This window comes from Haloferula sp. BvORR071, from assembly GCF_000739615.1.
Classification (GTDB): Bacteria; Verrucomicrobiota; Verrucomicrobiia; order Verrucomicrobiales; family Akkermansiaceae; genus Haloferula.
Genome location: NZ_BATP01000007.1, coordinates 72531 through 98123 on the forward strand (window position 1 = coordinate 72531; position 25593 = coordinate 98123).

General features: G+C 62.5%; 17 protein-coding genes. 8 read left to right on the forward strand and 9 right to left on the reverse strand.

All coding sequences use genetic code 11. The features are described 5' to 3' along the window. Window positions 1–2: 2 nt before the first annotated feature. Entirely contained in the window at window positions 3–935 is a 933-nt protein-coding gene (locus BV071_RS05655) for a DUF58 domain-containing protein (protein ID WP_052572938.1), read from the reverse strand. 63 nt (window positions 936–998) lie between these two features. Further along, window positions 999–2006, reverse strand: coding sequence for a MoxR family ATPase (locus BV071_RS05660; protein ID WP_035603304.1), 1008 nt, complete (start codon window positions 2004–2006; stop codon window positions 999–1001). A gap of 201 nt (window positions 2007–2207) precedes the next feature. Between BV071_RS05660 and BV071_RS05665 the strand changes: the two genes are divergently transcribed. Next, complete coding sequence (locus BV071_RS05665; RefSeq protein WP_081885813.1) at window positions 2208–3005, forward strand: ABC transporter permease; 798 nt, start codon at window positions 2208–2210, stop codon at window positions 3003–3005. Between the two features lie 103 nt (window positions 3006–3108). Continuing rightward, window positions 3109–3423: a hypothetical protein gene (locus BV071_RS05670; RefSeq protein WP_265594107.1), complete on the forward strand. Its 315-nt coding sequence runs from the start codon at window positions 3109–3111 to the stop codon at window positions 3421–3423. Here the strand turns inward: BV071_RS05670 and BV071_RS05675 are convergent. Continuing rightward, window positions 3378–3989, reverse strand: a complete 612-nt coding sequence (locus BV071_RS05675; RefSeq protein ID WP_035603310.1) for an HNH endonuclease — start codon at window positions 3987–3989, stop codon at window positions 3378–3380. The genes BV071_RS05670 and BV071_RS05675 overlap by 46 nt on opposite strands. Window positions 3990–4322: 333 nt before the next feature. On the opposite strand from BV071_RS05675, the gene BV071_RS05680 reads away from it, so the two are divergent. Then, complete coding sequence (locus tag BV071_RS05680) at window positions 4323–5003, forward strand: DUF1080 domain-containing protein (RefSeq protein ID WP_052572939.1); 681 nt, start codon at window positions 4323–4325, stop codon at window positions 5001–5003. On the opposite strand, the gene BV071_RS05685 is transcribed toward BV071_RS05680, so the two are convergent. After that, a complete protein-coding gene (locus BV071_RS05685; RefSeq protein ID WP_035603312.1) occupies window positions 4990–6888 on the reverse strand; it encodes an HAD-IA family hydrolase in 1899 nt (632 codons plus the stop codon). The two genes, BV071_RS05680 and BV071_RS05685, sit on opposite strands and share 14 nt — an antisense overlap. A gap of 178 nt (window positions 6889–7066) precedes the next feature. On the opposite strand from BV071_RS05685, the gene BV071_RS05690 reads away from it, so the two are divergent. The 4 genes from BV071_RS05690 (at window position 7067) to BV071_RS05705 (ending at window position 15084) form a co-directional block, all read left to right on the forward strand. Further along, window positions 7067–9553, forward strand: a complete 2487-nt coding sequence (locus BV071_RS05690; protein WP_081885815.1) for a LamG domain-containing protein — start codon at window positions 7067–7069, stop codon at window positions 9551–9553. 143 nt (window positions 9554–9696) lie between these two features. After that, window positions 9697–10527 carry a PEP-CTERM sorting domain-containing protein gene (locus BV071_RS05695; protein WP_035603316.1) on the forward strand — a complete coding sequence of 277 codons (831 nt, stop codon included), beginning with the start codon at window positions 9697–9699 and terminating at the stop codon, window positions 10525–10527. 46 nt (window positions 10528–10573) lie between these two features. Then, a complete protein-coding gene (locus BV071_RS05700) occupies window positions 10574–12340 on the forward strand; it encodes a hypothetical protein (protein ID WP_035603319.1) in 1767 nt (588 codons plus the stop codon). A 29-nt stretch (window positions 12341–12369) separates the two neighbouring features. After that, the gene (locus tag BV071_RS05705) at window positions 12370–15084 is read left to right on the forward strand and encodes a fibronectin type III domain-containing protein (RefSeq protein WP_052572940.1); all 2715 of its coding nucleotides are present in this window, start codon (window positions 12370–12372) and stop codon (window positions 15082–15084) included. A 65-nt stretch (window positions 15085–15149) separates the two neighbouring features. On the opposite strand, the gene BV071_RS05710 is transcribed toward BV071_RS05705, so the two are convergent. The 3 genes from BV071_RS05710 to BV071_RS05720 form a co-directional block, all read right to left on the reverse strand. Continuing rightward, window positions 15150–16706, reverse strand: coding sequence for a hypothetical protein (locus tag BV071_RS05710; protein ID WP_035603322.1), 1557 nt, complete (start codon window positions 16704–16706; stop codon window positions 15150–15152). Window positions 16707–16759: 53 nt separating this feature from the next. Next, entirely contained in the window at window positions 16760–19237 is a 2478-nt protein-coding gene (locus BV071_RS05715; RefSeq protein WP_035603323.1) for an Amuc_1098 family type IV pilus outer membrane protein, read from the reverse strand. A 75-nt stretch (window positions 19238–19312) separates the two neighbouring features. Next, window positions 19313–20290, reverse strand: coding sequence for a bifunctional riboflavin kinase/FAD synthetase (locus BV071_RS05720; RefSeq protein WP_052572941.1), 978 nt, complete (start codon window positions 20288–20290; stop codon window positions 19313–19315). Between the two features lie 77 nt (window positions 20291–20367). Between BV071_RS05720 and BV071_RS05725 the strand changes: the two genes are divergently transcribed. Next, the gene (locus BV071_RS05725; protein ID WP_035603324.1) at window positions 20368–21702 is read left to right on the forward strand and encodes a tetratricopeptide repeat protein; all 1335 of its coding nucleotides are present in this window, start codon (window positions 20368–20370) and stop codon (window positions 21700–21702) included. A 93-nt stretch (window positions 21703–21795) separates the two neighbouring features. Here BV071_RS05725 and BV071_RS05730 read toward each other — a convergent pair whose 3' ends face one another. Both BV071_RS05730 and BV071_RS05735 read right to left on the reverse strand, forming a co-directional pair. Beyond that, window positions 21796–22947 (reverse strand): PepSY-associated TM helix domain-containing protein, encoded by a 1152-nt coding sequence (locus BV071_RS05730; protein ID WP_035603325.1) that lies wholly within the window; start codon window positions 22945–22947, stop codon window positions 21796–21798. Between the two features lie 139 nt (window positions 22948–23086). Then, window positions 23087–25426: a TonB-dependent siderophore receptor gene (locus BV071_RS05735; RefSeq protein WP_035603326.1), complete on the reverse strand. Its 2340-nt coding sequence runs from the start codon at window positions 25424–25426 to the stop codon at window positions 23087–23089. Window positions 25427–25593: the final 167 nt, after the last annotated feature.

The window sequence follows — 25593 nt, forward strand, 5'->3', positions numbered from 1 at the left end:
ATCTATTTCCGGCCTCCGAGGTAGCGCAGCAGGGTATCCCGCAGCGGGGTTTTCGTATTCACGGCCACGTAGTCGGCGCGCAGCTTGCCGCAAGCGGCATCGATCCGCTTCACAAAGTCGCGGACCTTTTCCAGATAGGCGGCGCGCACGGCCTGCGGGTCGATCCGCAGCATCTTCTCAATGCCCTCAAGGTCCTTGAAGCGCTGGAAGCTCTTGAAGGGAAAGGTCAGCTCCTCCTCCGCCATGAGATGGAAAATCACCAGCTCGTGCTGGCGGAAATCGAAGTGGTGGAAGGCCTCGATGATCTTCGCGGGATCATCGAAGAGGTCGCTGATAAGGATCACCAGGCCGCGCTTCGGGATGCGCTCAGCGACGCCATGCAGGACTCCGCCGACATCGGTATCGGCGCCGGCTTGGGTGATGTGGAGTTCTTCGAGGATACGCCGGACTTGGCTGGGACGACTGCCCGCCCGGATGAAGCTGCGCAGCTCCTTGTCGAAAGTGACGAGGCCGGCGGCATCGCCCTGCTTGACGAATAGGTAGGCGAGCGCGGCGGCGAGGTGCTTGGCGTATTCCAGCTTCGAGAGTCCGGTCTCCCCCACTTTCGCGGCCGAGTCGCCGGTGTAGTTCATCGAGCCGGAGACATCGATGGCCAAGGTCGCTCGGAGATTGGTTTCCTCGATATACTGGCGGATCACGTTGCGGTCGCTCTTTGCGATCACGCGCCAGTCGAGGTCCTTCGGGTCATCGCCCGGGACATATTCGCGGTGCTCGGCGAACTCCACCGAGAAGCCCTTGTCCGGCGAGCTGTGGCGGCCGGTCAAGGTGCCCTGCATGCGGCGGCGCGCATACCATTCGAGCCGCTTCATCACGCCCATGGTCTCCGCTGGGAGCAGGCGCATGCAGGCGGGAAGTTTGAGGGAGTCCTCGGACATCAGGCGAAATAGAACAGATAAGACAGATCGGACAGATTCGACGGATCGAACCTATGGCGTTTGTTAGACAACGAGCTCCTCCTTCGGGGCCAGGTGCTTCACCAGACGCTTGATGACCTCATCACTGGTGACACCAGCAGCCTCAGCATTGAAGGTGGTGATCACGCGGTGGCGCAGTACCGGAATGGAGACCGCGGCGACGTCGCCGGTGGTGGCGTGGAATCTGCCGCGCAGCACCGCGTGGGCCTTGGCAGCGGAGATCAGGCTGATTCCCGCGCGCGGGCCGGCACCCCAGCCGACCATCTCCTTCACGAAGTCCGGCGCGGAAGCGTCCTTCGGGCGGGTACCACGAGCCAGCTTGGCGGCGAAGTCGATCACGTGGTCGCCGACGGGCACACGCTTCACGATCTGTTGGAGATGGATGATCTCCGCCGCATTCATCAGCGGGGTGATCTTGGTCTCGCTGGGACTGGTGACGCGGCGGATGATCTCGCGCTCCTCTGCTTCGGTGGGATAGTCGACGAAGATATTGAAGAGGAAGCGGTCGAGCTGGGCCTCGGGCAGCGGATAGGTGCCTTCCTGCTCGATCGGATTCTGGGTCGCGAGGACGAAAAAGGGCTCCGGCAAGTGCAGGGTGTGCTCGCCTACCGTGACGTGGTGCTCCTGCATCGCCTCTAGCAGCGCGGCCTGGGTCTTCGGCGGGGTGCGGTTGATTTCGTCCGCGAGCACGAGATTCGAGAAGAGCGGCCCGTGGACGAAGCGGAAGCCGCGGCGACCGGTCTCCGGATCGACCTCCAGCACGTCGGTGCCGGTGATGTCCGCGGGCATCAGGTCCGGAGTGAATTGGATGCGCTTGAAGCCGAGGTCCAGCGCGCGGGACAAGGTGGAGACCAGTAGGGTCTTGGCCAGACCGGGAACGCCTACCAGCAGGGCGTGGCCGCGGCAGAAAATCGCCATGAGGGCCTGTTCGACCACGGCTTCCTGGCCGACGATGACCCGGCCCAGCTCCTCCTTCATCTGCCCGTAGGTCGCGTGCAGCTTTTCCACCGCTGCCTTGTCGTCGTTGCTCATGGTCCCGGCTCTACGCGAGGCATGTACGGCAAATTGCAGTTTGTTGAAACCGGTTTTGGTTTTTTCTCAGGGCTTTTTTGCGGGCGGCTCTTGTGGGCAGGGAAAAGGCCCTCAAGAGCGGCCTCTAACACCCTCCCGCGACTCCCGAATCCCCTTCCCTAGCGCTAGCCAAGCGCGGGCTGAGGCCCTAGCGTCCGCCGCGTGGGATTTTTCCGCTTCATCGGCAGCCTGGTCACCTCCTTTCTCGAGTATCTCGGGGAGGTCTCGCTGCTGATACGCGACATCGCGGTCTCGCTGGTGAAGGGGAAAATCCGCTGGTGGCTCGTGATGCAGCAGATCGTGGAGATCGGCTACCGATCCCAACCGGTGGTCATGATCACGGGCGCTTTCACCGGCGCGGTGCTGGCGGCCCAGTCGCTGTTTCAATTCAGCATGCTGGGCATGGAGACCGGAGCTGGGGCGCTGGTGAGCGTGGCGATGCTGCGTGAGCTGGGGCCGACGATCACCGCCCTGATGCTGGCCGGACGGGTCGGCGCAGCGATGGCCGCCGAGATCGGCACCATGCGGGTGACCGAGCAGGTCGATGCCCTGCGCTCGATGGGCGTGCATCCGGTCGATTATCTGGTGAGCCCGCGGTTGCTGGCGATGCTGTTTGCGGTGCCGCTGCTGATCGGCGAATCCGCGGCGCTGGGCATTGGCGCCTCGGTGATAGTCGGCACTGGTCCCTTCAACGTGAACGCAGCCTACTGGATGGACCAGATGGGCAAGTACACCGATCTCACCGACGTGCTGATCTCGCTAATCAAGGGCGTGGTCTTCGGGGTGCTGATCGTATGCATCTCCTGCCACCAGGGGATGAGCGCGAAGGATGGCGCGGTGGGCGTGGGCCGCAGCACGACGCGGGCGATGGTTTACTCCGCGCTGGCGATCCTGATCTTCAATTTCTTCCTGACCCTGGTGCTGAACGTGATCTTCCCGGCGGGACTGAGCCGGCACTAGGGCGGCATGCCAAGGCATCATCGATTTGGTCGATGATGGAATTGAGGATCGGGATGAGGGCGCGAGCGGAAGGCGTGCGATAAGCGGGCCAAACCGGAAGTCCGTGAAATCGAAACATTACCTTTTGCAGCAGTTCGCGCGAATCCCCGCTTTTCTGGCGGCGCTTGCCTCCTTCACTTCCTGCACCGCGGCGATTTTCTCCCTGCCTGAGCCGAAGACCAAGGCGGAGAAGATCCGCAATGATCTGTCGCCCTTGGCTATTCCCGTCGCGGTCGCCGCCGACGTGGCGGTGATCGTGCCGCTGATGGTGGTTACGGGAGTGGCGAAGACGGCCGTTTGCGGGACGCGCGAATCACCGGACAGCAAGAAAAATCAGGCCGACAAACGGACCGAAGAAGGATCCGGGTCGATGAAGTGAGTCCAGCTCTCGTCGGAGTGCGAGTTCTCACGCAGGCCAAACATCGGCCGCCAACGCGGGGCGGCAGGCTTGCGCAGCGGGTGCATGTTCGCCTCATGCGGGAGCTTGTTCGCCTTGCGGGTATTGCAGCGGATGCAGGAGGTCACGATATTCTCCCAAGTGGTCCGGCCGCCTTTGTCGCGGGGCATCACGTGGTCGAGGTTCAGCTCGGCCTCGGCGAAAATCTTGGCGCAGTACTGGCAGGTGTGTTTGTCGCGCAGGAAGACATTCCGGCGGGTGAAGCGCACCTCCATACGAGGCAGCTTCTCGTAGATCGCCAGCACGATGATCTTCGGCACCTGCAGCGCGAGGCGCACGGTATGGATCATTTCCTCGACGATATCACGCGACGAGTGCTCTACCCACGAGCCCAAGTCGTGAGTCCGGAATCTGTCCTCGCCTTCGGTCTGCACCACCTGCGCATGGCCCAAGAACAAGAGCTTGAGCGCACGTCTGACGGTGCAGGTTTGCACCGGCTGCCAAAACCGGTTGAGAACGAGGACGGGATGGTCAAGATGCCCTACCATGCCTTTTCCCAGCAATTGCCGCGGAAGCTAGCAGGAAAGCGGAGTGCCGCAAGGAAAAGGTAGGCGGGAAAAGAAGTTACGGAGATTTTTGAAATCCACTGGATAAGACCTCAAGGAACCACAAAGGCTCCGCCGGATTTTCGCAAATCATCACGGCCTGAATTCGGAGAAATTAAAATAGTCCCGAGGGTCGCTTCCCACAAATGAGTAGGCTGCCGGGCGACGACTTTTCGGAAACACTGGGGTTGGTGAAAGGCGGGAGAGCCTTGCAATCGTCTCCAAAATCCAAGCTTGCACTCCCGCCGCTACACGCAAAAGTTGTCTGACAAATCCATGAACATCCGCATCCTGTTTGCCTCCCTGCTCCTCGCCTCCCCGCTCGCCCGCGCCGAGGAAGGATTCACCGATCTCTTCAACGGCAAGGACCTGACCGGCTGGACCCGCGTCAACGGACTTGGCGAATACAAAGTCGAGGGCAAGGACATCGTCGGCTTCGGCGAAAACGTGAAGTCGAACACCTTCCTGCGCACTGACAAGACCTACAAGGACTTCGATTTCCGCTTCGAGATGAAGTTTGACGATCTCAGCGGGAATTCCGGAATGATGTTCCGAGGCCTGCAGAAGGAAGGCAAGGATGGCCGGGTCAATGGCTACCAATGCGAGCATGACAACGGCAAGAGCCGCGCCTGGACCGCCGGCCTCTACGACGAAGCCCGCCGCGGCTGGCTCCAGCCCCTGAAGCATGGCGATGCCAAGCAAGATACCGAAGCGGACAAGAAGGCACAGGCCGACTTCACCAAGCAAGGCGGGGAGATCATCAAGTGGGAGGACTGGAACGACATCCGCATCCTCTGCAAGGGCAAGCACATCCAAATCTGGCTCAACGGCAAGGAGCGCGTGGACTACACCGACGAAGCCAAGGAGTTCACCCCAGAGGGCTTCTTCGCCCTGCAGGTGCACGCCGGCAAGTCCTGCAAGGTCCGCTGGCGGAACATCCGCATCAAGGAACTCTGATTTCCGCCTCTTCGCCCAATAGCGACTTCCATTCACCCTCGCCGATCTCGGCGAGGGTTTTTGTTTTGCGGACCTTGTCGGCCGGAGCATCGGGCAGATCCGTGGCCCAGACCACTTGCATGCCCGCGGCCAAGGCAGCCGCCACGCCGCGGCGGCTATCTTCGATTGCCACGCAGTCAGTCGCCTCCACCCCCAAGCGACGACAGGCGAGGAGATAGACATCCGGGGCCGGCTTGCCCTCCGCCACTTCATCCCCTGCCGCGCGCACCAGGAAGTAGCCAGCCAGCCCGGCGGCTTCCAGGCAGAGCGCGATGTCTTCCATGTCGCTGGAGCTCGCCAAGGCCAGCGGCACCCCCCATTCGCACAGGCGCTCCAGCAATTCCTTCACTCCCGGCAAGGACTTCAGGCGCTTGCCCGCGATGATCGACTTCCACGCAGCACGCCAATCCTTGCTGAAGCGCGCGGCGTCGAATCCGGGCGGTGCTTTGGCGGTGAGGTAGCTTTCGATAGTGGCGTTCGTGGCGCCCATGAGCTCACGGAAGTATTCCTCCTTTTCCAGCTTCCCGCCCTGAAGGGCGTAGGCCTTGCGGAAGGCATCGCAGTAGAGCGGCTCGGTGTCGAAAAGCGTGCCGTCCATATCGAAGACGACGGCACGCCGATTCCCACGAGAGACCGCCGGAGCATGCTTCTTGCGGAAATCGCTCGGCCGTTCGCCGGTCTCCGCCAGAAAGAAACGGCTCAACTCATGGGCGGAAGCGAACTGCATCCGCCGCGCGATCTCCGCGAGGCTCTGTGCGGGATCGGCAAGGAGTTGCTGCAGGTGGCGCAGCCGCACGCGCTGGATCTCCTGCTTCGGCCCGTGGCCAAGCAGCGCGGCGAAGCGGGCCTTGATGGTGGTCATCGAAAGCGGCGTGAGATCTTCCAGCTCGGAAACCAGTAGGGCTTCGCGCGGCGCACGCAAACGGATGAGGCGGACCAGTTCGCGAATCTGCGGATCGGCGATGGCAAGGGTGTCGCTCGATTCCCGCACCACCAGATTCTGCACCGCGATTTCAGTGCGGCCCGGTGGCAGGGCCTCGCCGTTCATCTGCCTCCACAGCAGTGCCGCTGCTTCCCGGCCAATCTCGCGCCCGGGATAAGCGATGCTGCTGAGGGCTGGAAAGGTGGAGAAGCAGTACTCCGAATCGTCGCCAAAACCGATGACCGCCAGCTCGCCCGGCACCTGGATGCCGAGACGGTCCGCCGCGCGCAACGCGACCGCTCCGAGCGAATCGTCCACCACGAAGAGCCCACAGGGCTTCGGCAACAGATCCAGGAAGGCCATCACCTCGGTCTCCACCTCCCGCCAGGACTGCGCCTTCCAAAGAGGACGTCCCTTCAAGTAGTGCACCGCTGGCTCCAGCGCGTATTCCGCCAGCTTGGAGCGGAAGGCCGCGAGCCGTTCGCGGGCATAGCGACGCAAGCCGGGCGCAAACTGCGCCTCGCGATAGAAAGTCTCACCCCGCGCCAGGAATGCATAGTTAGGAACCGAGCACTCAATCAGATGCTCCGCCGCCATGGCTCCGATCCGGGCATTGTCCGGCACCACCCGCGGGAAGCCCAAGTCCGGACCTTCGGTGCTCAAGAGAACCACCGCTTGCCCACGCCGCTTGAATTCGGCGAGTTCTTCTTCGGAAGCTCGGAATAGAATCAGTCCATCGCCATGCCAGTCCTTATCGATCAGGACTGACTCCATTTCACCATACGAACGGTTCTCAGTGACCAAACGCCACGCCTGATGGGCGCGCATGAAATCCACCACACCCTCCATGACCTGCGGGCCATAGGAGGACCAGACCGGGTGGCGGATCGCGACGCTGCGGCGGATGCTTGGTGTGTCCGGCATTCCGTGCCGATGGAAACGAAACATTCGCCCGGCTGGCAAGCGGGACCGCCGACTAACACAAAGTGACGATATTTTCTCCCACTCTGATGAGTAGTCGGCTAAACGCGCCCATAGGCTGCATCGTAATGATTGCAGGCTCCCCCCAGCCCGTTACCCGACCCGACCCAGTGATTACACTATGAACCCACCTAGCCTCCAGATACCAGCCGGCCTCCTGTTAGGCGCGGCCGCCCTCGCAGCCCAAGCCGCTGCCCAGTCCTATCCCCCGAACGTGCTAGCCGATGGCCCGCTCGCTTACTACTCCCTTGGCGATCCGCTGCCCGCGGATGTCGCCATCAACCAAGGCACCTTGGGTGCTGTGCTGAACGGCACCCACAACAGCGTGCAACACCGCGTGCCCGGCGCTCTGCTTTCCGGTGGCAATACCGCCTCTTTCTTTTCCGGCGGTCCCTTGATCCGCACTCTGGTGCCCAACAACGTGGCACTCAACCCTCCGGCGAACCAACCCTTCACCGTCGAAGCGTGGATCCGTCCTACAGTTGAGGAGAACATCGCCGTCGGCCAGGCTCCGCTGTCCAACCGCAAGTCCGATGGCAATCGCCAGGGCTGGGTCTTCTTCCAGCGCGCATCGACCAATGATACCAGCCGGACCCAAGGCTGGAACTTCCGCATGTACAGCGGCTCCGGCAGCACCGTTTCGGTGGACATCACCGGTGGCACCTACACGACCGGCCTCTGGTCCCATGTGGCGCTTACCTGGAACGGTAGTACCGCCACTCTCTACGTGGATGGAAATCAGGTGGCCACCGGCAACGGCACCTTCGCACAAAACATCACCACCCCATTCTCGGTGGGTGCCTATGCCGATCCCGCAGGCGGCAATCCATTCACCGGCGACATCGACGAGGTGGCCTTCTACCCCACCGCCCTCAGCGGGACCAAGATCCAGGAGCATTTCAACAATGCCTTTGATCCCGCTCCCGCGCAGTCTTATGCCGAACTGGTCAAGGCCGACGGCGCAGTCCTCCAACAGCGGATGGACGAGTATGACGCTTGCCGCGCGGTGGCCTTCAACCAAGGGACCATCGCCCCGCAGGGCAATGGCATCCACTTCCCCGGCGTGACCCACTCGGTGCCCGGCGCTCTGGTCGCCAGCAGCGACACGGCCATGCGCTTTGACGGCGTGGACAAGAGCAGCAATGACGTGGACTACGCCACGGCCATTCCTTACGACGCGCGGATGCACACTCCCAACTTCAGTTGGGAAGGCTGGGTCCGCCCGACAGCGGAAGGCAAAGGCAACGCGCAGTGCGTGTTCATGAACTACGATCCCACCAACAGTGGCCCGCGCACCGGCTGGGTGCTGTGGCAGCGCGGATCGAAGGCCGCAGCCAGCGGCGACAAGGGCTGGAACCTGCGCATGTACAATGCGAATGGCAGCACCCGCCTGATCGACATCATCACCGGCAGTGGCACCGGCGGCTATGACTTGAACCAGTGGCAGCACCTCGCCTTCACTTACAACCAGGCCAGCCTGACCGCCATCTTCTACGTGAATGGCGTTCAGGTCGCGACCCAGACCGGCGTGGGCGCTCCCTACGCACCGAACCCAGGGAACATCACTCCGGGCATTGGTGGTTTCGCGAATGGCCGCGAGAATCCCTTCTACGGCGATATCGATGAAGTGGCGCTCTACGACAAGGTGCTGACCCCTTCCTTGATTGCCGCCCACTATGCGAATGGCACGAGCGGATCTCCCGCCCAGCCTTATCAGCAACTCATCGCCTCGGACGGGCCTGTCGCCTACTATCGCATGGACGAGACGAACAAGGCCCCGGCTGCCAACCTCGGCACCTTGGGCAGCGCAGCGCTCGGCACCTATGTGAACTCCCCTGCCCCGACTGCTGGGCCGCAGCCAGCAGCCTACAAGGGCTTCGAGGCCAGCAATTTGGCCAGCCAGTTCCGTGGGAGCAACAGCTACGTCGAACTCGGCAATCCTGACGGTCTGAATGTCTCCGGGCCGATCACCTTGGAAGCATGGGTGCAGCCGGCCGCAGTGCAGGCGAACTTCTCCAATGTCATCATCGGCCACGGCGACAATGACACCTTCGGGGCCGCGATCTACCTGCGCATCGAAGATGGCAAATACCAGATCGGCAGCACCGCCGGACAAGCCAGCGCCCCAGTGCCTGCAGAAGACCTCGGCACCACCAAGTGGGTCCACCTCGCTGGCACTTGGAGCGCCGGCCTCTGGACGCTCTATAGGAACGGCAGCGTCTTCGCCACCGGCGTGGATGCCACCGGCCCGGGCCAAGTGCCGAATGCCTCTTGGGCGATCGCTGCGCGCGGGCGCTGGAAGCAGGGAGCGCCCTACACCTTCCCGACTCCGGATCCGGCCGAGCACCGCGTCTTCTCCGGTGGCATCGCCGAGGCGGCAATCTACGACAAGGCCCTCAGTGCCAGCCGCGTGCGGGCGCACTTTGTCGCCGGAGTGGGTTACCAAGCCCTCAACCTGACCCGTCCCGGCGGCGTGGTCACGCTGGAATGGGACAACGGTGCTCTCCAGCACTCCGACGACATGCTTAACTGGTTCGACGTGAATGGCGCGACTTCGCCGTATTTGCCGAATGACGGCCCACGCGAGTTCTACCGCCTGCGCTTCTAAGCCTCCCGATCCACACCTTGTTTCACGAAGGGTCCGCCGCAAGGCGGGCCCTTTTTGTTTCCAGCTCCGGCGATACTTGCCCTGCTTCCGTCGAAATTGCCCATACCTTCCAACCCGCGCTTGCGGACACGGTGGAAGGTGAAATGACCTCGACCCTCCGCACCCTCCCGCTACTCCTCGCCGCCGCCACTTCCGCGCAGGCAGCCACCGTCTACGAGTGGACCTTCGATTCCGGCGACCTCTCGACCGCCACTGGCAATGGCGTGATGAGCACTGCCGGTGCCGGCACTCCCGGCTCGCTCGCCTATGCCACCACGGATGGCGGCACAGTCCCCCACATCGGTGGCACCGCGGCCAGCTATCTCAGCGTGCCGGCCCTGCCGACCGGCGCCAACGGCCTCCTGCTGACTTTCAACGACAGTGGCCCGAATGGCGGGGGCAACTACATCAACCAGTACACCCTGCTAATGGATGTCTTCAGCCCCGGAGCCGCCGGCTGGCAGGCGCTGATGAATACTGACACTTCCAACGGCAACGACGCCGACTGGTACATTTCCTCTACCGGCCAATCGGGCATCGGAGCTTTCGGCTACTCCGCCGCCAACAGCTTCACCCAAAACTCCTGGCATCGCATCGCGGTCTCCGCCGACCTGACCGTCGGCACGGTGAAGTACTATATCGACGGTAATTTGGCGTTCACCCGCACCGGCTCCAGCCAAACCGACGGCCGCTTCGCCGTCTTCTCGAACGCCAATGCCGGCGCCGATCTCCTGCTTTTCAACGAGGGTGACACCTCGGGCACCTACACCCACGCGCTGTATGTGAACTCGGTGGCCTTCACCGACCAAGCGCTGAGCCAGAGCGCCATCCAGTCGCTCGGCGGGCCATCGGCTGCGGGCATCCTCGTACCCGAACCATCCACCTCCCTGCTCGGCCTGCTGGGTGCCCTGGGTCTGCTGCGCCGCCGTCGCTGAACTTCACCAAGCTTCTTGCCCCTCTCATCTCCCAATCCTTCCGCTCATGAAAAATCCGATTCAGACATCGCTCTTCGCCATCGCGCTGGGAGCCGCCTGCCTCACTCCAGCCGCGTCCGCGAGCACGGTCAATCTGCCCGTGCAGAACGCGGGCTTCGATACCGCCACTGGCAACCTCGCCGACTCTTGGAACTCCAACGGCGGCTCAGTCCGCGGCGGAAATGAAGGCGGCTTCGGTTGGACCGCTTCCTACTTCGGAGGAACCTTCCCCACCAACAACACATTCGCCACCACCTTCGGTGGACCGATCCGGCAGGACCTCACTGGCCCGGGCAGCACCTTCGTGGCGGGTGCGACTTACACCCTCAAGGCCGATCTGTTCGGATCGACAAATTACAAAGCCGGTGACAGCCGCATGTGGACGCTGGCCCTGACGGGAGACGGCGTCGTAGTCGCCCAAGACCAGTGGTTCTCCGATGAGTTCGCGAGCCAAAAGGTCTCAAATGGCGGTGCTATTCCCGATAATCACATCATCACCGTGAATGCCAGCAGCACCGGTCTCACCACCGCCACCCTGACCTTCACGGTTCCGGCCGAACTCGCCGGACAGGTAATCGGGATCCGGCTCGGCGGCGATGCTTCGGCAGTCTACACCTTGGCCTCCGGCTCTCCCGCGACCGACGACTACTTCGGCTTCATGGACAATATCTCGCTCGTGGTCAGCGAGGAGCTGATTGCTGCGGTCGACAGCTTCTACGCCGACGACACCTTCATTGGCGACCCGATCACCTTGTCATGGCGTGTGGTCAACCCGTCGGTGATGAATTCACTGACACTCGATAGCGGCAGCGGAGAAGTCAGCGTACTGGCCGCTACCAATCCGACTACCGGCGAAGGCTCGATTGCCGTCAATCCCAGCGCTACCACCACTTACACGCTGAAGGCAAATGGCAGCAGCAGCAAGCAAGTGACCATCTCGGGAGGCGAGATCTCCAGCTTCAGCACCACCAGCAAACTTGGCACTGCAGCCAACAACCATCAGGTCACGCTCAACTGGCAGGTCTATCCGCCGGGACTTCCGATCAAGATCTCGGACGGCACCACCGACTACAACGTGGCCGCGGATACCGATGAATCCGGATCCGGCACCCACACCTTCAGCCTCACCAACACGGACACGACCTTCACCCTCAACCAAAACAACGGAAGCGACACCGCAACCGTGCGGGTCCTCCGCGAAGCGGGCAATAGCGCTGCATTCTCCCTGAATAAGGCGCAGCTCACCGTGGGTGAAGCTGTCACCGCGAGTTGGGCGGGAACCGGTGGCGATCCCAACTCCTGGATCGGCATCTACAACACCGCGCAAGTTCCCAACACCAACCAGTCCCTGCAGTGGAACTACCTGAGCGGAAGCCACACTGTGAGCGGCTCGCATCCCTCCGGTTCGATGAACTTCACCCTTCCGGTGGGGAACTACTACGCGGTCCTGTTCCTGGACGAGGAGTACACGATCGAGCAGGGGCCGATTGCATTCTCGGTGGTGGAAGTTCCACCGGTGGAGCCCACAATTAAGGTCGGGTCGATCACGCGGACGGGAAACTCCGTGACTGTGGTTTGGGAATCCAAGGCCGGACAGCAATACGACATCTATGCCTCCGAGACGATGGCAGGAGCTCCCAAGACTACGTGGGAGCATGTCGGAACCGGTCTTCCCTCCAATGGCGATGGCACAACCTCCTTCACCGAGACGCTTCCTGCACCCGCGCCGATGCGCCGCTTCTACAAGATCTACGAGTCCGCGACGGGGCAGTGAATCCATCTGCTTTCCGCTCCGACCACTGAATGATGAAACGCTCGTCCTTCCTCCGCTTGTCAGCCCTGGGAACCATAGGCCTCGCCTCGCGTAGCGTGGCCTTGCCGCCGGGCTACACCGGGATCCCCGCCGGGATCCGGCCCTATCTCCAGACGCCACGTCCCGACTCGATGTGGGTCTCGTGGTTCTCCGACAATCAGCCAAGCGGCCAGATTGAATGGGGCAGCTCTCCCGGCGACCTGACAAACACCGTGACTGCCGCGCTCGACGTGCTCGGCGCGGGCTACAACTACCACTCCGGACGGATCACCGGACTCTCCCCCGCCAGCTACTATTACTATCGGGTTCGCAACGGCAACACGGTCTCCGACACCTTCCGTTTCCGAACCCCAGTGCCTGCGGGGACGAAGACCGGAAAGCTGCGCGTACTGGTAATGGGCGACAATCAGATCATCGGCGAGAACCGCTACGAGAAGCTGATCGCCTGTTGTAAGGCCAAGATCGAGACAAGCTACGGCAAGCCGATTGAAGAAGTCATCGACTTCATCCTGATGCCGGGCGACCAGGTCGATGTCGGCACGCTCGACCACTACCGCAACCTGCACTTCAAGCAGTGCGGCCTAGTCTCGCCAAATTTGCCGATCATGACCACGATCGGCAACCACGAGACCTACTACGACACGGGGATGGATCTGTACAAGCGTATCTTCCGCTACGACGACATCAGCTACGCGAACATTCCCGGCCCGGAGGGTGAACTCTACTACGCCTATCAGCTCGCGAACGTGGCATTCATCCACACCAGCAGCGAGCACACAGGCACGGTTCAGAAGGGCTGGGTCCGCTCACTAGTCGACGCCCTGAAGACCGACACCACCACCGACCTCTGCGTCAGCGTGGTCCACCGCCCCTACCAGGCGGAGCAATACGTGGGTGACATCTCGGGGTGGTTCCGCAGCGACATCATGCCGATGCTCGCGGAGACTGACAAACACGTCCTGAACATCGGCGCGCACCACCACCTCTACGCCCGCGGGCAGACGCGCGAATGGCCGATCTACCACATCATCTCCGGCGGCACCGCTTGGGATCAGTATTGGGGCCAATCCACGGAGATCGACATGGACGATGTGCAGAAGACCGTCGCCCACTGGGCGTGGCAGCTTCTCGACTTCGACCTAGCGGCGCGGACCATGGAGGTGAGCTGCTATGCTGAAGCGAACGTGAAACTCCCGGCGGCCACCCGCTGGGACTACAACAGCCGCCTGATCGACAGCTTCCACCGCAAGCTCGGCTTGGCAGCACCGGACAAGCCCGCCCTGACCAATACCTTCAGTGCACCGGTCAACCTACCGCTGGAACTGATCAGCAGCCCCTACCAGACGGCTTCAGGTGAAGTGCAGAACAGCACGTGGTTCCAGATCGCCGCGGATGCCGGCTTTACCAACCTGAAGATCGACCGCATCCGCGATGTGGAGAACCTCTATGGTGACACCGGTTCCCCGCTCTACGAACCGGTAAACATCCACGCCAGCGTGGACATCATGCGCTACACCGTGTCCTCCGGTCTGGCGAATGGCACCTACTACTGTCGCGTGCGCCACCGCGATGCGAACGCGGCGTGGTCCGCGTGGTCGGAGGCACTGAGCTTCCAGCTCCAAGGCAGCACTACGGGAGACCCGAAGCTGAAGCTGGCCAAGAATGTTTACGCGCCGAACGAAGACTTCGTGGTCACCTACGAAAATGGCCCCGGCGTCACACAGGATTGGATCGGCATTTACAAGAAAGGCCAGTCGCCCGGCCCCACCGCCTCCACCACCTGGCAGTACATCAGTGGCACGGGTGGAACGATGAATGTCAGCTACGACCTGCCGGTCGGCGAGTGGTTCGTCGGTTACTTCACCGCCAACGGCTATACCGAAGTCGCGCCACGGGTGCCCTTCTACGTCGGCAACAAAGTGACACTCACCCCCACCAAGCTGGCCTACGACGAAGGTGAGCCAGTTGCTGTCGGCTTTGCCAACGCCCCGGCAGGAACCAAGGATTGGATCGGCATCTACAAGGTGGACAAGAATCCAGGCTCCAGTTCGCCATCCGTGCAGTGGAGCTACGCGACCACGGCAGCGGGAAGCAAGTCCTTCACCAATCTGCCGAAGGGCTACTACTACGCCACCTTCATGGTGAACGACGGCTTTCAGGAGATCGCCGAGCGAGTCCGCTTCTCGGTCGGCAACCTGATCTCGTCCGTCAGCATGGCCTCTAACAGCATCGAGGCAGGCGAGGACTTCTCCGTCAGCTTCGCGAATGGCCCGGGCATCCCGAAGGACTGGATGGGCATCTTCAAGCAGGGCCAGACTCCCGGAGTGGACGTGCTCACCGCCTATCTCTACTTCGCGGGCGCCACCAGCGGCAGCGTGAATTTCCACCTGCCGGAGCTTCCCCCTGGCGACTACTTCGTGGCGATGTTCACCAATGACTCCTACACGGAAGTCTCGAACCGCTTCCTCTTCAGCGTGGTGGGAAAGCCTAAGCTCGGATTCCAGAGCGTCGAAAGGGAGGGCAACAACATGCGCTTCCGCTGGAACTCCGAGAACGGCAAGACCTATAAGATCCAAAAGAGCACGGGCCTGAACTCATGGACCGACCTGCGCAGCGTAACCGCCAGCGGTAGCAGCCATGAGGAACTCGTGCCGATCGATGCCATCGGGGAGAAGAATTGCTTCTTCCGCGTGACCGATCAGTAGCATTCCCGATACGCCGCCGGCTTGATTTCCAAGTCGGCGGCGAAATCAACCCATTCGGCCGCAGCTTACTTCTCCTCCGGAGTGGTGAGCTCCCGGAAGGTCTCTTCCAAGGACTCGGGATTGCTCTTGCCCGGACTCGTCGCTCGGGCGGAGCCAGGCGCTGCCAAGCGGGCTTCCAAGTCGTCCGTCGGATTGCGGGCGGTGCCCGAAACCTTGACACTGGCCCAAAGCAGATCGCCCGCCTGGCGGGTGAATAGACTACGCATGGCAAGTTGCTTGGACGCCACGACCGCGGCGGCTGGCAGCCCCAACTCCAGAGTTCCCTCCAAGCGCCCGTCCGGTTTGGCAATCACCGTTCCTTGGATCGCCATGCGGCCGCGCGCTTCAAGTGAAAGGTTCTCCACCCCGGCATGCTCGCGGTCCTTGACCACATCTGCGCGCATCACATCGAAGTGAGGCTTCTCATACCACTCGTCGTTCAATTGGGAGGAAAGGATCCTGAACAGCGGCAGACCGCTGGTGGTCGATTCGGCTCCTGCGGCGGAACGGACCGATGCACGTGCGGCGAGACCTCCCTTTCCTTCGGAGCGAACCAACAGTTTGCCCAAGGCCGGAGTGCTTGGCGTACTTTCCGGCGTCTCCACGGTCGTGGACAGCCAAGTGCCGAAGCTCGGCCCTAACAGCTCGGCCAGCGGCACCCGGTCCAGATGCAAGTCCAGCTCGGTCCCCTCGCCGCTCATGTCCAGCGGGAGGTCGGAAGGATTGGCGATACGGATTTCTGCTTTCCCGCCACTGGGTGGCACCAAGCGCACACCGCCCACCCGCATGGCCCCGCCCTCGAACTGGAGGGAAGCGAACTCGAGTTGGAAATTCCCCCAGTCAGCGGTATCCAGATAGCCGCCGACGAACTGCAGGTTGGCGGCGCTGCCTTTTTCGAGAGGCACCAGCGAGGCCCCACTCTCCCGCACGCGGAACACCGGCTTCTCCGGATTCCCCATCACCACGTTGAACTTGTTGCTGCGGTAGCGGAATTGGAAGGGACATTCCTCACGCGAAGCATCGGCCTTACCCGGCACCATGGGCTGCGGACGTAGCGAGAGCGTGCCACTGGCGGCAAGCAATTCGCTGCCTTTCCAGACGCCCTTGGGCAAGTGACTCGCTTCAAGATTGCCGTTGATGGCACCGAGCTTGAGCTCGTCCATCAGCGAGCCCGCCGGCCACTTGAGTTCCAGCCCACTCGCCGCAGCGCTCGCGGGCGTCAACCGCAGCTCGGTGAGTTTCGGCTCGGCACCGGTCCAAATGCGGATTTTGTCGGTGATTTGCCCCCGATAGGCTCCGCTGTTCATGTAGATCAGCGAGGCACCAAAAGCGAGCCCGAGCAGGATCACCAGCCCCACCGAAGTAACCACCAGCCCGACGTGCATGCGGCGCTGGCGCTTCTCCTTGTCCTTCTTCGGCTGCTGGCTGCGCCGCTTGCGCTTGCGCATCTTGTAGACCTGCGTCCCGTCTTCACGGGTCACCAGCTTGGCCTCACCATCCTGAGAGCCCTCGCCACGGGACCGCAGGCGGTCCATGATATCATCGATCGAATATTTCTCAGGTTCCGGGTCCGTGGCAGGCATCGCTGGGTGTCAGGAAAAGTGGGGCGCCAAGCTCCGCAGCCGGAGGGCGAACGTCAATGTCCGCTTGGCGGTTGTCCCGTCGGATCAAGCACCTGAACGGTGACCAGGAAGACAATCGCGGTGCGCACCGGGGCATAGGCCTCGTTCCGGAACATGCGTCCGACCAGAGGCAGATCGCCGAAGAACTGGGTCTTGTCTTGCACCTTCTGCACCCGCTCATCCATCAGACCGCCAATCACCAGAGTGGCACCGTTGCGAATGGTCAGGGCGGTTTCCGCCTTCATCACCGAAAAGACCGGCATCAGGATCTCATTCGGGGTGAGTACGACTTGTGAATCACCAAATGCCCCGCCAATCGCCCCGATCACGCTAGGAGCCGGGCTGGTGATCGGTGTCCCGTAGTTCACAAAGCCGTCGAAGTCCGTCACTGTGGGCTTGAGGGTCACGTCCACGTATTGGCCGTCCTCGCTCACCGTCGGCAAGACATCCAGAACGACGCCTACTTCACGGGTCTCGAAGGAGGTCGGTGTCGCCGGAGTGATCGGAGTCACCCCCGTTCCACCGTTGGTGATCAGCCCGGTGACGGGATCGATGAAGTCCGTGCTGCCGACCGTATTCGGCAGCTCGGGGGGCTCGTATTCGGTGGGATAAATAAATTGCTTGGTCGACGCCAGCGTCGATTGCTGGCCGCTCCGGGTGACGGTCGTCGGGCTGACCATGAGGTCCACGCCCTTCTTCTGCTGGAAGCCACGCATCAACATCGTCAGGTTGGCGTTGTTCAGGAAGCCATTGGCCCAGAGTACGCCGGGAGCTCTGGCGGAGCCAGGTGCAAAGCCCTGCTGGGCCATCAGGATCCGGTCGTCGATCGAGTTGCCAACGATCGCCTCGTTGCCGCTGCGGTTGCCGGAGGTCAGGCCATTGCGGAAGACCGCTCCGTCCGGCAGCGCCACATCACTGAGATTGTCAGGATTCGGACTACCACCGGAAAGGTGCGTGGCCGAAATACCAGGCGCGAAGCTCTTCCCGCCCAGCGAGAAGTCGTCCAGCAGCCAATCGAAATCGAGTTCCTCAAGTGTGCGTTGCTGGGTTTTGATCACCCGCACCGTCACCGCCACCATCGTCGGTTTGGCTGACTGCGCGGCAGCAACCACCTGCTGCACCATTTCTTGATTTTCCACCGTGTTGACCACACGCAGCGTGCTGGTCGAGGCGATGAAATCGGCGTTGGCACCTTCCGGGAATGGGATCCCCATTTCCTTCAGGCGGGTCAAAGCATTCATCCGCTTCGCCAGCAGGCCTTCCGCCGGCTTGTCCCCGGCAAACGGATCGCTGGCCCCCTCCCCGGCCCCCACGGAACCGCCCGAGCTCAGGAAGTCCGGCGGGACACGATAGCTCCGCGTGATGAGTTCCGCGGAAGCCCCGCCCACGGGCCGGATGGCTACCGCATACTCCTGCGAAGCGTAGGTGGTCTTGGTTTGCTCGCCGATGTATTTCAGAACCTGCGAGATGGGGACATTCTTTAACTGAAGATTGATCTTGGTCGAAAGGATCTCCTTCGCGGCGGGAGAATCGGCCGGACCAAGATCCAGGACAAAGTTCACGCCCTTGTCCTTCGTATCCAATTCAAAGGTATCCAGCGTGATTGACTGGCCGCGGAGATAGTCCAGAGCTTCCTGAATGGTGGTCCCCTCAAAGTCGACCCGCGGGATAATCAACCGGTCGAGCTTGGCGGAAATCAGCATTCTTGTCGGAGCCGCCCCCTCGTCAACCGGCCCCAAGGCATTGGTAGCTTCGATCAACGGGCGCGGCTTCAGCTCCCAGCCGGCATCCACCTCAGCCAAGTGCCGGGCACGGGTTTCGTCATACGCAGCGCGATAATAGTCGGCGCGAAGCTGGACCGCATCCTCCATGCCGCGGCGGGCCGCCTTGTTGGTGGGGTCTACGCGCAGGACTTCCTGATACATCGCCTCAGCGGCGTCGTATTTGCCAAGATTCTTGAAGCCTTCCGCCTCGTAGAGCTGGCGGCGGACCTTATCGACATTTTCAGCGTGCTCCCGGTTGGCAGCGGGATTGGTACGGATCGGATCATCGAGTTCTTCCCGGAGCTGACGAGCGGCGGCATCAGCCGGAGCCACATCGGGCGCGAGGATCTTGTCGAGGGTTGCAGCCGCCCCTTCATTGTCGCCCATCCGGCGTTGCTTGCGGGCCAGTTCCACTGAGGCTTGAGCCAAGCGCTCGGTCGCAGCGGCACGGGCATCGGCGGTTGCCGGGGCATCGGGCAGGAGGCTACGCGCACCAGCGTAGGCGTCCACCGCCTCCGACCATTTGCCTGCCTTGTAAGACTCGTCGCCCTTCTTGAGTAGCTCTTGGGCCTCCTGTGCCTTGCCAGCGCGGCGCTGCAATTCAGCCTCCGCCAGCCGGGTACGGCCCTGCGCCGCTAAGGGCTGGGTGATGAGAAGGCAGGTCAGGGGCGCGATCGCCAGCAGACGGGCACGGGAGCTGGCGGATTGGAAACAATCGGAGATCGGCATCGGGGTTTCGGCGATCTATAAAGGGCAGTTTTTCACAGGGTAAGCGGAAAATCCGGGAAAAGCCGGGAAATTTCATCAGGAGCCCTTGCCTGCGGCACGGAGTATATACATTGCCTGTTCAACATCGCGGCCGATTTGCGACTTCAGCGCCTCGATCGACTCGAACTTCCGCTCCCCCCGCAGCTGCTGGAGAAACTCGACCTCCAGCACTTGGCCGTAGAGATCCCCGGAAAATCCGAAAAGGTGGACTTCCAAGAGCCGGTTGCTCCCATCGACCGTCGGCCGCACGCCGAGATTGGCCACGCCTTCGAGCAGCCGCTCCCCGGCCCGGGCCCGCACTGCCCAGACGCCGTCCGGGGGGAATTGCTCTTCGCCGCGTGCGACATTGGCGGTCGGAAAGCCGATTTGGCGGCCGAGCTTGCGGCCTTCCACCACCCTGCCCTCCACCGTGTAGGGACGGCCGAGCATGCCGGCCGCAGCCTTCATGCTGCCATCGCGGATCGCTTGGCGGATGCGCGTGCTGCTAATCCGCTCACCGTCCATCATCACCGGAGGCATCGCAGCCAGTTGGAAACCGTGCTGCTGGGATAGCCTTTCCAGCATCGCCACGTCTCCCCGGCGGGACTTGCCAAAGCGCCAGTCCTCCCCCACCGCGATGGTGGCGACGCCCGCCGCAATAATCTCGCGTACGAAGTCCTCCGCATCCTGACCGGCGCGCGCCATGTCGAAATGCAGGGCCAGCAGGAAATCCACCCCCATCCGGCCGAGGATCTCGGCCTTGTGGTCGAGGGAGGCCAGCAAGCGCCGCGGGGCCTTTTCCGGGGCCAGCACCCGGATGGGATAAGGATCGAAAGTCAGCACCCCGCAGGTGCCACCCGCGGCATCCCGGGCTGCCAAGGCCTTGCCGATCACCGCCTGATGGCCAAGGTGGACACCGTCGAAGACCCCCAGCGCAAGGTGGTGGGGACCCGAAGTCCGGGCAAGTTCCTCAATAGTGGTGAAGCGGAGCACGCCGCGATAGAAATCACCAATCCCCGATCTTCCAATCTTCATCTGATCGGGGATTTCTCCTTTCCCCCCAATTCCCGCTGGACCTCCGGGTCCTCGCCACGAAGCTTGCCGTTCCGCACATGGCCGAAGTCTACCGCTCCACCGCCCAAACCGCCGGATTGCCCGAAAACCTCGCCACGGTTCTCAAGTGGCGCGATGCCAATGTCCCCTTGAGCGAGGAGGACTTTGGCCAGGCGATGCAAGAATTGAGCACGGTGGTCGAGAGCCTGACCAACCAGGAGGACGCCTCCAGCCGCTCGATCCGGGTGCTGGCGCTGATGGTGCTCGGTAACCTCCACCGCGACCATGGCCTGCTCGACCACGCCCTGCCCTTTTACGACAAGGCACTGGAGCAGCCCGGCGACATCAATGACGGTACGCCGCGCGGCAAGAACGAGCTCGCCAATCTCCACACCAACCGCGGCATCTGCCTGCTCGCCATCGGCAACCCGGAGAAATTCCCGGAGGCGCTGATCAACTTCGACGCCGCAGTCGAGCTGCGCAAGGACCTGCCCTTGGAAGAAGACCCTTCCTTCCGCTGGGGTCTCAGCGCCGGCTACATGAACCGTGGTGACGTCTTGCACCGCCTGGAGCGCGACGATGAAGCTGTGGCCGCCTACGACGAGGCAATCGCTCATCTACGCCAACTCCCTTACGAAGAGAATCCCGGCACCCGCCAGCGCTACGCTCTCGCTTGGGCCAACCGCGGCCTGGCAGTCGGAGACCCGGACGAAGCCCGCCGCTGCTTCGACGAGTGCATCAGCCTGCTCGAAAATCCCCAGAATCCGCAGCAGCTGCTGACGCTCTGCAATGCCATCCTCAACCGCGGCCGCCATTCCCTACAAGTGGCGGGAGACGCGGAGGCCACCGCCGCCGACGCGCGCCAGGTGCTCGAACTGATCGGCGAGCACGAGCGCGCCCACCCCGCCCCGGCGGAGATGGCGCTGCAAGCGCGCCACCTGCTGGCGCACGCGCTCTGCGTCTGGCTCGACGAGAGCAAGAAAGGCCCCGGCATCGCGGAAGATTGGATCGGCGATTGCACCGACACGGTGGAAGACGCCTTGTCCGTTGAGCGCTTCTGGGAACAACAGGGAGTGACCGCCTTGCGCCCCCTCGCCTGCGATCTTTTCGCGCTCGGCCTGCACGTCTACCGCGTGTGCCAGCCACATTTCTTCGCCGACTTCCTGGTGGAATCCATGGACCCCGAGATGTCACCGGGAGCCCCCTTCGCGGACCAGAACTTCCAAGCGGTCGCCGCCCGTGCCTTGCAGCAAGCGGTGAACGAAGTCGCCCAGCGCGCCGCCTCTTCCACCCTTGAGCCGGAGGCCATGGCCAAGCAGCAGTCGATCCTCAAGACCCTGAAGCTTGCCGATCACCGTCTGGCAGAGCTGCAGCGCAGCATGCAGACGGCTTGAAGGCTGAAGACCGGCAGACGCAAGACTTGAAGCTTTTGGCAGGGCCGACTCTCGCAGTCGCAGCCCCTTCCGGCCTTGAGGTCTTGCGTCCCTTCAAGCTCCGGTTTCTGCAGCTGGGCCTTCTACCACAGCGCGGGCCTTCTTCCCGAAGAAGCGGCGCCACCTGAGGGCCAAGCCGGTCCAAACCAATACGGTGGCGGCGATCGCGGAGAAGGCTGCGAGCAACTGGCCCAGCCACCCTCCAGCCTCGCCGGTGTGAATCCAGCGCGTCCACAAGCGCCATTGGCGACCCTTGCTCATGGCCTCAAAGCTCTCGACCTTGCGCAGCTCGCCTGCAGGTAATGCCACGGTGACCGTCTGCTTCAGATCGGGCCGACCGCGATGGCTCGCCGCGACGTTGAGGACAAGATCCTTGCCTTGGGGAAATTGAAACTGAATCGAATCCCATGTCGGATTGGAGGCGGCGGCGGCAGCAAGACCCGTATTCCAACCGCTGGTGTCGATCACCGGCGCGGGACCGGCTCCCGGCTTACCGCCCTGTGGCCCCCTGGGCGGGGGCGGTGCTTCACCCGCGGCGCGGAAGAGCAGCGCATTCGCCCATGGATAGGCGATGATCAAACCGGTGCCGGAGAGCACCAACAGTGGCAGGGCAAACCAGATGCCAAGCACGTTGTGCCAATTCCAGTCCCGCGCACGGCCCTTGAGCTGGCGCTGGAACAGCGTGATCACCTTCACGCCGCGCCGGGTCCAGCGCTTGGGTATCCAGATGAGCAGGCCGCTGAGGATTAAGAAAAAGAACACACAGGCGGCGGCGGAGGTAATGCTCTGGCCGGTCTTCTGTGCGTCCCCCTTCATCGCCAGCCAGCGGTGCACGCCTGTGACGAACTGGAAGAACTGCCGCGTCTTTTTCGCGCCCTCGCCGAGCACCTCTCCGGTGTAAGGATTGACGAAGACGGTCTTGTCCTTGCCAAACTGAAAAGCCGCTGGCTGGGCCGGATCCGCAAATACGGTCAGACCTGTCGGATTACCTGCCTCCTTGGCCTGAAGGGCCGCAAGCATCTCCGCTGGCCCTAGCTTCTTGGCATCCGCCGGAACGGCTAGCGAGAAGCCGTTGGCAGCTTCTGCAATCTGACGCTCGAAGGAGATCAGCGTACCGCTGACCGCCATCACCAGGATGATCAAACCAGCCCCGACCCCGCCTGCAAGGTGGGCCCAGAAGAAGAGACTACGAAGACGGCGGAACATTCGCAAAGCGGGAAAAGGAAAAGCCAGAGGCCGGGGGGCAGGAATACCTGCTTGGACCCGAGGAAAATTGGGGACGGGAAGCGCGCCCTGGCGCAACCTCCCGTCCCACTGCAACCGATGTTTCGGGGGCTAGGAAGACTTAGAAGCTGATGTCCGCGCTCAGGAACATCGAGCGGCCCTGGCCGGGGACGAAGTGTCCACCGCCGACGCGATCGATGTATTCCTCGTCGAGGATGTTATCCACGTTGAGGCGGAAGGAGAGGTTGTCGTTCACGCGGTAGCCGGCCATCGCGTTCACGAGGAAGAAGTCCGGGGCTTCCTGGCGGGTGGCGCGGTTGTTATTGTTGTAGCGGCTGTCCACATACTGCGTGCCGAGACCCACCTGCACGTTCTTCGGCAGGTCATAGACCGCCCAAAGGCTGAAGGAGTTTTCCGGGGTATTGCTGACCTCGCTGCCGACTTCCCCATAGGCGAGCGACTTCTTCACTTCGCTCGACAGATAGGTGTAGCCGCCAAGCAGGCGGAAGTTGTCCGTGATGCTGCCGGTGAAGCCGATTTCGACGCCTTCCACCACTTGCTCGCCGGTCAGGCTCACCGAGGTAGGATCGACCACATCGGTGGTGCGGGCGTTGGTCTTCTCAGTACGGAAGATCGCGCCGCTGACCAGCAAGCGCTGATCGAAGAACTCCCACTTCGAGCCCAGCTCGATCGTCTCGTTCTCTTCCGGGTCGGTATTGAAGAGCGCCAGAGTGTTGTTGTTCGCGGCAGGTGCGGCGATGTAGGTCAGGTTCTCCGTGGCCGGGTTGAAGGAGGTGCCGTAGGCGAGATAAATGCTACCTTCCTCCACCGGCTTGTAGGTAAGCGCCACTCGGTAGCTGAACTCCGAATTGTCGCTCTGCAGCGGAGTGACCACGCCATTGGTGCGTGGTGGTGTGCCAACGTGAACGTCAGCCGTCCGCGCCGTGTAGTCCACATCATAGGAATCCCAGCGACCGCCACCGGCGAGTTCCCAGTGCTCGTTGAACTTGATCGTGTCGAAGAGGTAGAGCGCCGCCGTGTCGGAGACGGTCTCCGTAATCGCACCGTTGCGGCGGATGACGCCTGCGTAAGGCAGGTAGTTGTTAGGTCCGAACAGTTGGGTGATCGGGTTCGCCGCGGCACCGCCGGTAGCCGGGTTGAAGGCACCACGACCGTAGTTGGTGGACTTCTCGCGGCCCACTTCAAAGCCACCTACCAGCTTGTGCTCAAGCTTGCCGGTCTCGAAGTCGTAGCGGATATCCGTCTGGCTGAAGATCGCGGTGTCGATCTGGTCGCGGGACTGCAACTGCTGGGTCAGGCGAGTATCGTTGTAGTTGACGACGCCACCCGGTGCGCTGGTGGAGATGAAACGCGGCGCGGTGGTGATCGAGTCGCGGTCGTTGCGGCCGAAGCGCAGGGTGCTGCGCAGCTTCAGGCAATCGCTGAAGTCGTGCTCGAAGATCGCGGTGATGATGTCCGTGTTGATGTCTTCGTAGTCACGGTTGAGGTTGCCGTAGTAGTTCCGCCACAGGTATTCCGGCGGTGCTCCGGAAGGCAGGCCGGTGTTGTTGTTCGTCGTGGTCGTGCCGCCGGTCGCGGTCGGCACTACGGAGTCGCGCGGGATCCAGGGAATGCCGTAGTCCGGCACGTTGTCCTGCTCCTGGTGCAGGTAGTTCACCGTCAGGCGGGTGTCCGTGCCCAAGCCGAAGGCGATCGAGGGAGCGATGCCCCAGCGCTCGTTGTTGACATGGTCGCGGCCCGGGATGTCCTGGTTGTGATACATGCCGTTCAGGCGCACCGCCGCGCCGTTCAGGCCCGGGATGGTCTGGTTCACGTCAAAGGTGCTGCGGAAGAAATTGTCCGAACCGCCGCCCAGCATCAGGCCATACGAGTTCTCGTTGGTCGGCAGCTTGGTCACGATGTTGATCGAGCCGCCGGTGGACCCGCGGCCGGTGCTGGCCGAGGCCGGGCCCTTGGTCACTTCCACCTGCTCGATGTTGAAGGAGTCGCGGGTGTAGCCGCCGCTCGCGGCGTCGCGCATGCCATCGACAAAGATGTCCGAGCGAGCCGCGAAGCCGCGGATCGAAAGGTTGTCGCCCGCCGGACCGCCGCCGCCTTCACCGGCTTGCATCGAGATGCCGGGCACGTTGCGCAGGATGTCGCGCAGGCTGGAGGCGTTCTGCTCCTTGATCACTTCCTTCGGCACCACGGTCACGGTCTGGGCGATGTCGCGCAGCGGTTGGGTCTGCTTCGGCGATTGCAGGCGCTCGGGCTTGTAGAGGGCCTGATCCTTGTTGGCGCTGACCACCACTTCGGAGAGATCTTCCTTCTTCTGAGGACCCTCTTCCTTCTTTTCGGCGGGAGCCGGAGTTTGGGCGGCGAGCTGGCCAACGGCGAGGAGAGCGCCGGTCACGGCGAGGCCTTCGGGGCGCAGGCGGAGGGAGTCGGAGTCGTTTTTCATAGGGTCAGTCGGAAGCAGAGGAGCGCGGTGGCCGCGCCAGAACTGTTGCGACTGCGTCTCAATAGCCAATCCTAGTCAAAACAAAAAAACTCGAACGCTGCGATATGGCAATCTGGCGCTAGCCGGGGGGCGAGATTCGTTCCCCGGCGGCGGAATCGGCTTGGCCC

Bases quoted from the DNA above. Each gene is read 5' to 3' on its own strand.
- BV071_RS05655 (WP_052572938.1), bottom strand. From the start codon at position 935: ATGTCCGAGGACTCCCTCAAACTTCCCGCCTGCATGCGCCTGCTCCCA.
- BV071_RS05660 (WP_035603304.1), bottom strand. From the start codon at position 2,006: ATGAGCAACGACGACAAGGCAGCGGTGGAAAAGCTGCACGCGACCTAC.
- BV071_RS05675 (WP_035603310.1), bottom strand. From the start codon at position 3,989: ATGGTAGGGCATCTTGACCATCCCGTCCTCGTTCTCAACCGGTTTTGG.
- BV071_RS05680 (WP_052572939.1), top strand. From the start codon at position 4,323: ATGAACATCCGCATCCTGTTTGCCTCCCTGCTCCTCGCCTCCCCGCTC.
- BV071_RS05685 (WP_035603312.1), bottom strand. From the start codon at position 6,888: ATGCCGGACACACCAAGCATCCGCCGCAGCGTCGCGATCCGCCACCCG.
- BV071_RS05690 (WP_081885815.1), top strand. From the start codon at position 7,067: ATGAACCCACCTAGCCTCCAGATACCAGCCGGCCTCCTGTTAGGCGCG.
- BV071_RS05695 (WP_035603316.1), top strand. From the start codon at position 9,697: ATGACCTCGACCCTCCGCACCCTCCCGCTACTCCTCGCCGCCGCCACT.
- BV071_RS05700 (WP_035603319.1), top strand. From the start codon at position 10,574: ATGAAAAATCCGATTCAGACATCGCTCTTCGCCATCGCGCTGGGAGCC.
- BV071_RS05705 (WP_052572940.1), top strand. From the start codon at position 12,370: ATGATGAAACGCTCGTCCTTCCTCCGCTTGTCAGCCCTGGGAACCATA.
- BV071_RS05710 (WP_035603322.1), bottom strand. From the start codon at position 16,706: ATGCCTGCCACGGACCCGGAACCTGAGAAATATTCGATCGATGATATC.
- BV071_RS05715 (WP_035603323.1), bottom strand. From the start codon at position 19,237: ATGCCGATCTCCGATTGTTTCCAATCCGCCAGCTCCCGTGCCCGTCTG.
- BV071_RS05720 (WP_052572941.1), bottom strand. From the start codon at position 20,290: ATGAAGATTGGAAGATCGGGGATTGGTGATTTCTATCGCGGCGTGCTC.
- BV071_RS05725 (WP_035603324.1), top strand. From the start codon at position 20,368: ATGGCCGAAGTCTACCGCTCCACCGCCCAAACCGCCGGATTGCCCGAA.
- BV071_RS05730 (WP_035603325.1), bottom strand. From the start codon at position 22,947: ATGTTCCGCCGTCTTCGTAGTCTCTTCTTCTGGGCCCACCTTGCAGGC.
- BV071_RS05735 (WP_035603326.1), bottom strand. From the start codon at position 25,426: ATGAAAAACGACTCCGACTCCCTCCGCCTGCGCCCCGAAGGCCTCGCC.